The 12249-nt window shown below is 50.1% G+C and carries 13 protein-coding genes; all 13 read left to right on the top strand.

Annotation, left to right across the window (positions count from 1 at the left end; translation table 11 throughout):
• Window positions 1-1230: ATPase RavA stimulator ViaA (gene viaA / locus AC1DUO_RS21945; RefSeq protein WP_477988747.1), on the top strand; the 1230-nt coding region annotated here is incomplete at its 5' end.
• 20 nt (window positions 1231-1250) lie between these two features.
• Window positions 1251-1712 (top strand): transcriptional regulator AsnC, encoded by a 462-nt coding sequence (gene asnC, locus AC1DUO_RS21940; RefSeq protein ID WP_477988745.1) that lies wholly within the window; start codon window positions 1251-1253, stop codon window positions 1710-1712.
• Window positions 1713-1800: 88 nt separating this feature from the next.
• The gene (gene mioC / locus AC1DUO_RS21935; protein WP_013577675.1) at window positions 1801-2244 is read left to right on the top strand and encodes an FMN-binding protein MioC; all 444 of its coding nucleotides are present in this window, start codon (window positions 1801-1803) and stop codon (window positions 2242-2244) included.
• 379 nt (window positions 2245-2623) lie between these two features.
• Window positions 2624-4513, top strand: coding sequence for a tRNA uridine-5-carboxymethylaminomethyl(34) synthesis enzyme MnmG (gene mnmG / locus AC1DUO_RS21930; protein WP_112152011.1), 1890 nt, complete (start codon window positions 2624-2626; stop codon window positions 4511-4513).
• Window positions 4514-4643: 130 nt separating this feature from the next.
• Entirely contained in the window at window positions 4644-5264 is a 621-nt protein-coding gene (gene rsmG / locus AC1DUO_RS21925; RefSeq protein WP_013577677.1) for a 16S rRNA (guanine(527)-N(7))-methyltransferase RsmG, read from the top strand.
• 649 nt (window positions 5265-5913) lie between these two features.
• Window positions 5914-6312, top strand: a complete 399-nt coding sequence (gene atpI, locus AC1DUO_RS21920; protein WP_013577678.1) for a F0F1 ATP synthase subunit I — start codon at window positions 5914-5916, stop codon at window positions 6310-6312.
• A gap of 22 nt (window positions 6313-6334) precedes the next feature.
• Window positions 6335-7117 carry a F0F1 ATP synthase subunit A gene (gene atpB / locus AC1DUO_RS21915; RefSeq protein WP_477988742.1) on the top strand — a complete coding sequence of 261 codons (783 nt, stop codon included), beginning with the start codon at window positions 6335-6337 and terminating at the stop codon, window positions 7115-7117.
• A gap of 49 nt (window positions 7118-7166) precedes the next feature.
• Window positions 7167-7406, top strand: a complete 240-nt coding sequence (gene atpE / locus AC1DUO_RS21910; RefSeq protein WP_004093904.1) for a F0F1 ATP synthase subunit C — start codon at window positions 7167-7169, stop codon at window positions 7404-7406.
• Window positions 7407-7471: 65 nt separating this feature from the next.
• A complete protein-coding gene (gene atpF, locus AC1DUO_RS21905) occupies window positions 7472-7942 on the top strand; it encodes a F0F1 ATP synthase subunit B (RefSeq protein WP_013577680.1) in 471 nt (156 codons plus the stop codon).
• A gap of 14 nt (window positions 7943-7956) precedes the next feature.
• Window positions 7957-8490 carry a F0F1 ATP synthase subunit delta gene (gene atpH / locus AC1DUO_RS21900; RefSeq protein ID WP_013577681.1) on the top strand — a complete coding sequence of 178 codons (534 nt, stop codon included), beginning with the start codon at window positions 7957-7959 and terminating at the stop codon, window positions 8488-8490.
• 12 nt (window positions 8491-8502) lie between these two features.
• Window positions 8503-10044, top strand: coding sequence for a F0F1 ATP synthase subunit alpha (gene atpA, locus AC1DUO_RS21895; protein ID WP_013577682.1), 1542 nt, complete (start codon window positions 8503-8505; stop codon window positions 10042-10044).
• A 71-nt stretch (window positions 10045-10115) separates the two neighbouring features.
• Window positions 10116-10979, top strand: coding sequence for a F0F1 ATP synthase subunit gamma (gene atpG, locus AC1DUO_RS21890; protein ID WP_013577683.1), 864 nt, complete (start codon window positions 10116-10118; stop codon window positions 10977-10979).
• 32 nt (window positions 10980-11011) lie between these two features.
• The coding region (gene atpD, locus AC1DUO_RS21885) for a F0F1 ATP synthase subunit beta (RefSeq protein ID WP_477988722.1) at window positions 11012-12249 on the top strand (1238 nt) is incomplete at its 3' end.

The raw sequence follows: 12249 nt of genomic DNA, 5'->3' as shown, positions 1-12249 counted from the left end.
CAGCAGATCGACGCCACGGCTTTTCAGTCCGGACTGCCTTCCCTCATCGATGAACTGGAGCAACTCAGCTCTCCCTTTGCCACTGAAGCCCGCACCTTACAGGAGAATAATGAAACCTCACGGACGGCGAAAACCGGCAACAGCTTTCATACCTTGTTCCTCCAGCGCTGGCGCCTGAACCTGACCTTCCAAACGGTGAACGTTCATCATCAGTTACTCGAACAAGAACAGGAGCAGTTGCAGGAAGAATTGCTGCAACGACTGCAGCTCAGCAGCGAGCTCTCTCCTTTATTAGCGGAGAACGATACGGCAGCAGGCCGGTTGTGGGATATGAGTAAAGGGAAGCGTCTGCGGGGTGATATTCAGTCGCTGGCGCGTTTCGGCGCTTTTCTTCAGCAGCAGCCTGAGCTGATGCATCTGGCAGAACAACTGGGCCGCAGCCAGACGGTCAAAACCAGTCCGCATGAAGATGCAAAAATGGAAACTCACCGGCTGATGGTGYGCGAACCTGCAACGGTGCCGGAAGAAGTGAATGGCATTCATCAGAGCGATGATATTTTGCGCCTGATGCCGACGGAGCTGGTGACGCTGGGGCTGCCTGAGCTGGAATACGAATTTTACCGCCGTTTGCTGGAAAAGCGTCTGATGACATATCGCCTGCAAGGGGACGTCTGGCGCGAGAAAGTGGTCAAACGGCCTGTGGTCTATCAGCAACAGGAACCGCAACCGCGTGGACCTTTTGTCGTCTGCGTCGATACATCCGGTTCGATGGGGGGATTTAACGAACAGTGCGCCAAAGCGTTCTGTCTGGCGTTACTGAAAATCGCACTGGCTGATAACCGCCGATGTTACATCATGTTGTTTGCCAGTGAAGTGATCCATTATGAACTGACCTCCAACGGCGGCCTGGATCAGGCGCTGCGCTTTCTGGGGCAGCATTTTCGTGGTGGTACCGATCTGGCCGCCTGTCTGAATGCCACACTGGATAAACTCGCTTCTCCGCAGTGGGAGGATGCTGATGCAGTGGTGATCTCGGACTTTATCGCCCAGCGGTTGCCAGATGAAGTACAAAAGAAGGTCAGGGCGTTGCAACGGGAAAAACATCACCGCTTTCATGCCCTGGCAATGTCGCACTATGGCAAGCCCGGCATCCTGCGCATTTTCGATCATATCTGGCGCTTCGATACCGGTATGAAAAGCCGCGTACAGCGACGCTGGCAGAGAAATTAAGCCTAAAGAGAAAGATAATCATGACTGAAATTTATCAGCTCGACGAGCTGGATCGCGGGATCCTGAACGCCCTGATGGATAATGCCCGTACACCATATGCTGAACTGGCAAAAGTGTTCACCGTCAGCCCGGGGACGATCCACGTCCGCGTAGAAAAAATGAAACAAGCGGGCATCATTACCGGCGCGCATATTACCGTCAATCCTAAACAGCTGGGTTACGACGTATGCTGTTTTATTGGCATCATTTTGAAAAGTGCCAAGGATTATCCGTCGGCACTGAAAAAGCTCGAAAGTATAGAAGAAGTGGTCGAAGCCTATTACACCACCGGGCATTACAGCATTTTCATTAAGATCATGTRCCGCTCGATTGATTCCCTTCAGCACGTACTTATCAACAAGATCCAGACAATTGACGAGATCCAGTCGACCGAGACGCTGATCTCCCTGCAGAACCCCATCACACGTACCATCCAGCCCTGAGCACTGATTTCTATACCCCTATTATCCACAGGTAGATCCCAGCTCATTCACAGCGTACAATAGCCTCCTTTTCCCGGGTGAGAGCATCATGTCTGACATTACCCTGATCAGTGGCAGTACGCTTGGCAGTGCCGAATATGTAGCAGAACACGTGGCTGAGAAACTGGAAGAAGCCGGTTTTTCCACTCAGATGTTCCATGGTCCGGAACTGTACGAAGTTCCGCAGGAAGGTATCTGGCTGATCGTGTGCTCGACACACGGTGCTGGTGAGCTGCCTGATAACCTGCAACCTTTTATGGAGCAGCTGGAAGATCAGCAACCCGATCTGTCAAAAGTACGCTTTGGTGCATTAGGTTTAGGCAGCAGTGAATATGACACCTTCTGTGGCGCGATCAGTTCTCTGGATCAAAAACTGACGTCATTAGGGGCAAAACGGATCGGTGATCGTCTTGAGATCGACGTGACTCAACACGAAATTCCTGAGGATCCGGCCGAGGTTTGGGTGATCAACTGGATTAATTTGATCAAATAAGTGTAAATTTCAGGCGATCAGATGTGGATAACTATGCTTAAAAGCAGGGTAAAACCCGTAGTTATCCCTCTAACAACTCCTGTACGCTTTTCATGCTGTGCATAACTCTCACTTCTGATCCCAGCTTATACTGTCCAGGATCACCGATCATTCACAGCATTCGATCCTTCTTAGCATACTGATCTTCATAAACAAAAAAGACTTATGCACAGAGGATCGCGATCCTAATAGAAGTATTAATAAGAGATCTTTAAATAAAAAAGATCTTCTTTTAATTAGTGAAGATCCCCGGGGACTTGTGGAAGCTCAAAACTTGAGTAGAATCCCTCCTCCCAACGCCATACAAAGAAAGTTCGCTTGAACGCCGAGGTGCAGTCGCATGTTTTATCCGGATCAATTTGACGTCATCATCATAGGTGGTGGTCATGCAGGTACTGAAGCCGCAATGGCTTCTGCACGCATGGGACGTCAGACCTTATTATTAACCCACAATATCGACACGCTGGGACAGATGTCGTGTAACCCGGCAATTGGCGGGATCGGGAAAGGACATCTGGTAAAAGAAGTCGACGCATTGGGCGGACTGATGGCTACGGCTATCGATCATGCGGGTATTCAGTTTAGGATACTAAACGCAAGCAAAGGCCCGGCAGTCAGGGCAACACGTGCTCAAGCTGACCGCGTTCTGTACCGTCAGGCCGTCCGTACCGCCCTGGAAAACCAGCCAAACCTGATGATCTTCCAGCAACCTGTTGAAGACCTGATCGTCGAAAACGATCGTGTGGTCGGTGCTGTGACCAAAATGGGGCTGAAATTCCGCGCTAAAGCGGTTGTACTGACTGTCGGCACCTTCCTGGACGGAAAGATCCACATAGGTCTGGAAAACTACAGCGGTGGCCGTGCAGGGGATCCTCCGGCGATCTCTTTGTCTCAACGTTTGCGTGAATTGCCTTTACGCGTTAACCGTCTTAAAACCGGTACACCTCCGCGTATTGATGCCCGGACCATTGATTTCAGTGTTCTGGCACAACAGCATGGTGATAATCCGGCACCGGTATTCTCGTTCATGGGCAATGTGTCGCAACATCCGCGCCAGATCCCGTGTTACATGACCTATACCAACGAAAAAACCCATGACGTGATCCGCAATAATCTGGATCGCAGCCCGATGTATGCCGGGATCATCGAAGGGATCGGCCCGCGTTACTGYCCGTCGATCGAAGATAAAGTCATGCGTTTTGCCGATCGCAATTCTCATCAGATCTTCCTTGAACCGGAAGGCCTGACCAGCAATGAAGTTTATCCAAACGGAATTTCCACCAGCCTGCCATTCGATGTGCAGATGCAGATCGTCCGGTCTATGCAGGGGATGGAAAATGCCGTTATTGTTCGTCCGGGTTATGCGATTGAATACGATTTCTTCGATCCGCGTGATTTGAAACCGACGCTGGAAAGTAAATTTATCGCCGGTCTGTTCTTTGCCGGACAAATCAACGGTACGACGGGTTACGAAGAAGCCGCTGCACAGGGCTTACTCGCCGGCATGAATGCTGCCCGTAGTGCCAGCGAAGAAGAGGGCTGGGCGCCACGTCGCGATCAAGCTTATCTCGGTGTGCTGGTTGATGACCTGTGTACGCTGGGCACCAAAGAACCGTACCGGATGTTTACATCACGCGCTGAATATCGACTGATGCTGCGCGAAGACAATGCCGATTTACGCCTGACAGAAAAAGGCCGTGAATTAGGTCTGGTTGACGATGCCCGCTGGGCGCGGTTCAACGAAAAACTGGAAATGATCGAACAGGAACGTCAGCGTCTGCGTGGTATCTGGGTGAACCCTCATCACGCGCAGGTTGAAGAGATTAATGCACATCTTTCTGCACCGCTTTCTAAAGAAGCCAGTGCAGAAGAACTGCTGCGTCGTCCTGAAATGACCTATGAGCTGATTACCCGTCTTTCTCCGTTCGCACCTTCTGTCCCGGATGTGCAGGCAGCAGAACAGGTTGAAATTCAGATCAAATATGAAGGCTATATCGCCCGTCAGCAGGAAGAGATCGAAAAACAGCAGCGTAACGAAAACACTGTGCTGCCGGTTGATCTTGATTACCGCCAGGTTAATGGTCTTTCCAATGAAGTGATCGCCAAGCTTAACGATCACAAGCCAACTTCCATTGGTCAGGCATCGCGGATCTCGGGTATTACGCCGGCAGCTATCTCGATCTTGCTGATCTGGCTTAAAAAACAAGGCTTACTGCGCCGTAGCGCATAACTCACCTCTCTTATGACCGCCCTTTGAAAACAAAGCGGCGGTCAGTTCTTACTTTTCCCATCTTTCTGAGTGTTTTATCATTTCTCAACCGGGCTGTTCCCGGAATATCGACTCTTTCTGAGGATTCACTGTGCAAAAGAAACTGGACTCGCTGCTTGCTGCGGCAGGAATAGCGTTACCCGATCAGCAAAAACAGCAACTGATTGGCTATGTGGAACTGCTGCATAAGTGGAACAAAGCCTATAACCTGACGTCTGTCCGTGACCCGATGCAGATGCTGGTACGCCATATCATGGACAGCATCGTAGTAAATGAGCATCTGCAGGGCAGCCGTTTCATCGACGTAGGCACAGGCCCTGGTTTACCGGGAATTCCTCTTGCCATCGTTCGCCCTGATTCACACTTTACGCTGCTGGACAGCCTGGGTAAGCGCGTACGCTTCCTGCGTCAGGTTCAGCATGAACTGGGGCTGAAAAATATCGAACCGGTACAAAGTCGTGTGGAAGAGTTTGAGCCAGACCCGTTGTTTGATGGGGTGATCAGCCGTGCTTTTGCGTCCCTGCAGGATATGCTTTCCTGGTGCCATCACCTGCCACAAAAAGGGCAGGGGCGTTTTTACGCCTTAAAAGGGGTGAGCCCTGATGATGAAATGGCGCTATTGCCGGAAGGTATCACTTTGGAATCGGTCATAAAACTGCAGGTACCAGAACTTGACGGGGAACGGCATCTCGTCATTCTTAGCTCAAACTAAAGTTGCGTTTTATCAAAAAATATTTAAAAAGCGCATGTGTTATTGCAGTTAAAATGAGCAGGCTAATTATATAGCGGTGACAAACACTCAATCACCGCTTTTTTACAGACTGATAGCATTTCAGAGATGTTTTTATTTTAATCCGGACTGTAATAGTCACTTTTGAAATTGAACGGTCATCAACCGGCTGATATTGAACTTGTAATGAAAATGTTGTTATTTGTTGGGTTGTTGTGTCAATAAATCGTGGTTATTTTTAAAGAAGATTGTTTAACGAACAGTGTTTTATTAACAAATTGATTTATAAAGATTTTAAAAGGCCTGATTAGCTAAAGACATTCAAACAGTGCAGGGTATATAAAGTGTCATGAGTTAATTATGTGATCCAGTGCACGCTTCTTTGTCGGGTGATGAAATAACCGTATCAAACCAAAAAGGGCAAATTCAGCTATAGTTTGGTTGTCAAAATAGTCGTGAAGGGGAAAATTTAAATAATTGTTCACCTTTTCGCTACTTATCCATTGAATTCGTCCCTGTGCCCCGTATAATTTGCTCGGTTTTTGCTGCTTGACTCAAAACAGTAAAGGCAGTGATATACGGCATTCAGTCTACCTCCAGCTAGGTACTTGATACGGAGAGAACAAACGTCATGTCTGTATCCGGTATTTTACACAGTACAAATAGTGTGAAGGTTGCCAGAAAGCTGTTGATACTGCAGTTATTGACCTTTGTTCTGCTCAGTGCAGTATTTGGTTTTAAAAGCCTGGAATGGACCACATCGGCTCTTATGGGTGGGTTGGCCGCCTGGGTGCCAAATGTACTGTTCATGCTGTTTGCATGGCGCCATCAGGCGCAAACAACGGTCTCTGGACGGGTTGCCTGGTCCTTTGCAATCGGAGAAGCGCTGAAGGTGCTGGTTACGGTGATCTTAATGGTTATCGCACTTGGCCTGTTTAAGGCGGCTTTTGCTCCGTTGGGGTTGGCCTATTTATCGGTGTTGATGACTCAGATTTTGGCACCGGCCGTCATTAACAGTTACCGTACTTAACTACTAAAGGGTAAGAGGCATCATGTCTGCATCAGGAGAAATCTCTACTCCACAAGAGTATATCGGTCACCATCTGACTCAGCTTCAGATTGGGACGGGATTCTGGTCGATTAACATCGATTCGATGTTTTTCTCCGTGTTCCTCGGAGTACTCTTTCTGGTTATTTTCCATCGCGTAGCCAAAAACGCCACCAGCGGTGTGCCGGGTAAACTGCAAACCGCAGTTGAACTGGTCGTTGGTTTCGTCGACAGCAGCGTGCGTGACATGTATCACGGCAAAAGCAAAGTGATTGCACCTCTCGCGCTGACCGTCTTCGTCTGGGTATTTATGATGAACCTGATGGATTTGCTGCCAATCGATTTGCTGCCATTCATCGGCGAGCACATCTTTGGTCTGCCAGCGTTGCGTGTGGTTCCTACGGCTGACGTGAACATCACGTTGTCAATGGCACTTGGCGTATTCATTCTGATTCTTTTCTATAGCATTAAGATGAAAGGCTTTGGCGGTTTCATTAAAGAACTGACAATGCAGCCATTCAATCATCCGGTTTTCATTCCGATTAACCTGATTCTTGAAGGTGTCAGCCTGCTGTCTAAACCAGTTTCACTGGGTCTGYGACTGTTTGGCAATATGTATGCGGGTGAGTTGATCTTCATCCTTATTGCTGGCCTGTTGCCGTGGTGGTCACAGTGGATTCTAAATGTGCCTTGGGCCATTTTCCACATCCTGATCATTACGCTGCAAGCCTTTATTTTCATGGTTCTGACGATTGTCTATCTCTCGATGGCATCTGAAAAACACTGATTTTCTTTCAACACTACTGCGTTTTAACTGAAACAAACTGGAGACTGTCATGGAAAACCTGAGTATGGATCTGCTGTACATGGCTGCCGCTGTGATGATGGGCCTGGCGGCAATCGGTGCTGCAATCGGTATCGGCATCTTGGGTGGTAAATTCTTGGAAGGTGCTGCACGTCAGCCTGACCTGATCCCTCTGTTGCGTACACAGTTCTTTATCGTTATGGGTCTGGTCGATGCAATCCCAATGATTGCGGTTGGTCTGGGTCTGTACGTGATGTTTGCTGTCGCCTAACACTGAGCTTGCTCACTGTTAATCGAACTACATCAAATAATTCACTTTGAAAGAGGCATTGTGCTGTGAATCTTAACGCAACAATCCTCGGCCAGGCTATCGCGTTCGTCCTGTTTGTCTGGTTCTGCATGAAGTACGTATGGCCGCCAATTATGGCTGCCATCGAAAAACGTCAGAAAGAAATTTCTGAAGGTTTATCTTCCGCAGAACGTGCCAAAAAAGAGCTGGACTTAGCGCAAGCCGATGCGACCGACCAACTGAAGAAAGCCAAAGCTGAAGCTCAGGTAATCATCGATCAGGCGAACAAGCGTAAAGCTCAAATCGTCGACGAAGCAAAAGCTGAAGCCGAGCAGGAACGTAACAAGATCGTGTCGCAAGCCAAGGCAGAGATCGACGCCGAACGCCAACGCGCCCGTGAAGAGTTGCGTAAGCAAGTCGGAATTTTGGCCATTGCTGGCGCCGAGAAGATTATCGAACGTTCCGTGGATGAAGCTGCTAACAGCGACATCGTTGATAAACTGGTCGCTGAACTGTAAGGAGGGAGGGGCTGATGTCTGAATTTGTAACTGTAGCTCGCCCCTACGCCAAAGCAGCTTTTGACTTTGCCGTTGAGCACCAAAGCTTAGACCGCTGGCAGTCCATGTTAGCGTTCACGGCTGAAGTCACGCGCAATGAACAAATTGAAGAACTGCTTTCCGGTGCTAGCGCGCCTGAAACTTTGTCTAAAACGTTTATTGCCGTATGTGGTGACGAACTCGACGACGCAGGCCAAAACCTGATTAAGGTAATGGCTGAAAATGGACGTTTACGCGTTCTTCCGCAAGTGCTGGAGCAGTTTATTGAACTGCGCGCCTCTCTCGAGGCTGTTGCTGAAGTTGAAGTGACCTCAGCAAATCCGCTTTCGGAAGAACAGCAGGCAAAAATTGCTGCTGCGATGGAAAAACGTCTGTCTCGCAAAGTTAAGCTGAATTGCAAAATTGACAAGTCTGTTCTTGCCGGTGTCGTAATCCGTGCAGGTGATATGGTGATTGATGGCAGCGTTCGCAGTCGTCTAGAACGCCTGGCAGACGTCTTGCAGTCTTAAGGGGACTGGAGCATGCAACTGAATTCCACCGAAATCAGCGAACTGATCAAGCAGCGCATTGCTCAGTTCAATGTGGTGAGCGAAGCTCACAATGAAGGTACTATCGTTTCCGTCAGTGACGGGATCATCCGTGTGCACGGCTTAGCCGATGTCATGCAAGGCGAAATGATTGCGCTGCCGGGTAACCGCTACGCTATCGCCCTGAACCTGGAGCGTGACTCTGTAGGTGCCGTTGTAATGGGCCCTTACGCTGACCTCGCCGAAGGTATGAAAGTAAAATGTACTGGCCGTATCCTGGAAGTTCCAGTTGGCCGTGGCCTGCTGGGCCGCGTGGTTAACACCCTGGGTGCGCCAATTGATGGTAAAGGTCCGGTAGAGCACGACGGCTTCTCAGCTGTTGAAGCAATCGCACCTGGCGTTATCGAACGTCAGTCGGTAGATGAACCTGTGCAGACAGGTTATAAGTCCGTTGATGCCATGATCCCAATTGGTCGTGGTCAACGTGAACTGGTCATCGGCGACCGTCAAACCGGTAAAACAGCTCTGGCGATCGATGCGATCATCAACCAGCGCGATTCCGGCATCAAATGTATCTATGTGGCTATCGGCCAGAAAGCGTCCACCATTTCTAACGTGGTTCGTAAACTGGAAGAGCACGGCGCACTGGCAAACACCATCGTTGTTGTTGCAACTGCATCAGAATCTGCTGCACTGCAATACCTGGCACCGTATTCCGGTTGCGCAATGGGTGAATACTTCCGTGACCGCGGTGAAGACGCACTGATCGTTTATGATGACCTGTCTAAACAGGCTGTTGCTTACCGTCAGATTTCCCTGCTGCTTCGTCGTCCACCTGGTCGTGAAGCTTACCCAGGCGACGTTTTCTATCTTCACTCCCGTCTGCTGGAACGTGCTGCGCGTGTTAACGCCGAGTATGTTGAAGCATTCACCAAAGGTGAAGTGAAAGGCAAAACCGGTTCCCTGACTGCGCTTCCAATTATCGAAACGCAAGCGGGTGACGTTTCCGCGTTCGTTCCGACCAACGTAATCTCGATTACCGATGGTCAGATCTTCCTGGAATCTAACCTGTTCAACGCCGGTATTCGTCCTGCGGTTAACCCGGGTATTTCGGTATCCCGTGTTGGTGGTGCTGCTCAGACTAAGATCATGAAGAAACTGTCCGGTGGTATTCGTACCGCTCTGGCACAGTATCGTGAGCTGGCTGCGTTCTCGCAGTTCGCTTCTGATCTGGATGAGGCAACCCGTAAACAGCTGAACCACGGTCAGAAAGTGACTGAGCTGCTGAAACAGAAACAATACGCTCCGATGTCAATCGTTGCGCAGTCTCTGATCATCTTCGCAGCAGAACGTGGTTATCTGGAAGACGTTGAGTTGTCTAAAGTCGGTAGCTTCGAAGCTGCACTGTTGGCTTACGCTGACCGTGAGCACGGCGAGCTTCTGCAGCAAATCAACCAAACTGGTGCGTATAACGATGAGATCGAGGGTAAATTCAAAAATATCCTCGATACCTTCAAAGCAACCCAGTCCTGGTAACACCTCGCGGCCTTGCTGCCCTGCCTCTGGCAGATAAGCAGCAGGCCGTTTGGTAATGAGGAGAAGCAGAGATGGCCGGCGGAAAAGAGATACGTAGTAAGATCAGCAGCGTGCAAAACACGCAAAAGATCACTAAAGCGATGGAAATGGTCGCCGCCTCCAAAATGCGTAAAACGCAGGATCGCATGGCGGCCAGCCGTCCTTATGCAGAAACCATTCGTGAAGTGATTGGTCACCTTGCGCTTGGTAATCTGGAATACAAGCACCCGTACCTGGATGAGCGTGAAATTAAGCGTGTCGGGTATCTGGTGGTGTCTACCGACCGTGGTCTTTGTGGTGGTCTGAACATTAACCTGTTCAAAAAACTGCTGTCAGAGATGAAAGGCTGGTCCGAAAAAGGTGTTGAAGTTGATCTCGCACTGATCGGTTCTAAAGCAGCCTCTTTCTTCGGCTCCGTTGGGGGCAACGTTGTTGCTCAGGTGACTGGCATGGGGGATAACCCTTCCCTGTCAGAACTGATCGGGCCGGTGAAAGTGATGTTGCAGGCTTTCGACGAAGGTCGCTTAGACAAGTTATGCGTTGTTAGCAATAAATTCGTCAATACCATGTCTCAGGAACCACGTATCGTTCAGTTGTTGCCTCTGCCACCAGCAGAAGACGGCGAACTGGCGAAAAAATCCTGGGATTACCTGTATGAGCCGGACCCTAAAGCACTGTTGGATACTCTCCTGCGTCGCTATGTGGAGTCCCAGGTTTATCAGGGCGTCGTAGAAAACCTGGCCAGCGAACAGGCCGCGCGAATGGTAGCGATGAAAGCCGCAACCGATAACGGCGGCAGCCTGATCAAAGAGCTGCAGTTGGTATACAACAAAGCTCGTCAGGCCAGCATCACTCAGGAACTCACCGAGATCGTCGGGGGAGCCTCCGCGGTTTAAGCTAGGTTTACGAATTACGTAGAGGATTCAAGATGGCTACTGGAAAGATTATCCAGGTAATCGGCGCCGTGGTGGACGTCGAGTTCCCTCAGGATGCAGTACCGAACGTGTACAATGCTCTTGAGGTAGAAAACGGTACCTCCAAACTGGTGCTGGAAGTACAGCAACAGTTAGGCGGCGGCGTTGTTCGTTGTATCGCAATGGGTACCTCAGACGGCCTGCGTCGCGGTCTGAAAGTGAACAACCTGGAACACCCAATTGAAGTACCGGTGGGTAAAGCGACTCTGGGTCGTATCATGAACGTATTGGGTGAACCAATCGACATGAAAGGTGCGATCGGCGAAGAAGAACGTCGTGCGATCCACCGCGCTGCGCCTTCTTATGAAGAGCTGGCAAACTCCCAGGAACTGCTGGAAACCGGTATCAAAGTTATGGACCTGATGTGTCCGTTCGCTAAGGGYGGTAAAGTCGGTCTGTTCGGTGGTGCGGGTGTTGGTAAGACTGTAAACATGATGGAGCTGATCCGTAACATCGCGATCGAGCACTCCGGTTATTCTGTGTTTGCAGGTGTGGGTGAACGTACTCGTGAGGGTAACGACTTCTATCACGAAATGACCGACTCCAACGTTATCGACAAAGTTTCCCTGGTGTATGGTCAGATGAATGAGCCACCAGGTAACCGTCTGCGCGTTGCACTGACCGGTCTGACCATGGCGGAGAAATTCCGTGACGAAGGTCGTGACGTACTGCTGTTCGTTGACAACATTTACCGTTACACCCTGGCCGGTACCGAAGTGTCCGCACTTCTGGGCCGTATGCCATCAGCGGTAGGTTATCAGCCAACGCTGGCGGAAGAGATGGGCGCTCTGCAAGAACGTATCACCTCGACCAAAAGTGGTTCAATCACCTCCGTACAGGCCGTTTACGTTCCTGCGGATGACTTGACTGACCCATCTCCAGCTACCACCTTCGCTCACTTAGATGCGACCGTGGTTCTGAGCCGTCAGATCGCGTCACTGGGTATTTACCCGGCGGTTGACCCACTGGATTCCACCAGCCGTCAGCTGGATCCACTGGTTGTTGGTCAGGAGCACTACGATGTGGCTCGTGGCGTGCAGTCTATTCTGCAACGTTACCAGGAACTGAAAGACATCATCGCGATCCTGGGTATGGACGAGTTGTCAGAAGATGACAAACTGGTTGTATCCCGTGCGCGTAAAATTCAGCGCTTCCTGTCCCAGCCATTCTTCGTGGCCGAAGTCTTCACCGG

The sequence above is a fragment of the Rahnella sp. P4_A8 genome (assembly GCF_056402435.1).
Note: the sequence above shows the minus strand (reverse complement) of the source record. Positions and strands in the feature narration are given on the sequence as shown.

Coding starts and splice junctions, on each gene's coding strand:
- mioC (WP_013577675.1), top strand. CDS start 1,801: ATGTCTGACATTACCCTGATCAGTGGCAGTACGCTTGGCAGTGCCGAA.
- atpI (WP_013577678.1), top strand. CDS start 5,914: ATGTCTGTATCCGGTATTTTACACAGTACAAATAGTGTGAAGGTTGCC.
- atpE (WP_004093904.1), top strand. CDS start 7,167: ATGGAAAACCTGAGTATGGATCTGCTGTACATGGCTGCCGCTGTGATG.
- atpH (WP_013577681.1), top strand. CDS start 7,957: ATGTCTGAATTTGTAACTGTAGCTCGCCCCTACGCCAAAGCAGCTTTT.
- atpA (WP_013577682.1), top strand. CDS start 8,503: ATGCAACTGAATTCCACCGAAATCAGCGAACTGATCAAGCAGCGCATT.
- atpG (WP_013577683.1), top strand. CDS start 10,116: ATGGCCGGCGGAAAAGAGATACGTAGTAAGATCAGCAGCGTGCAAAAC.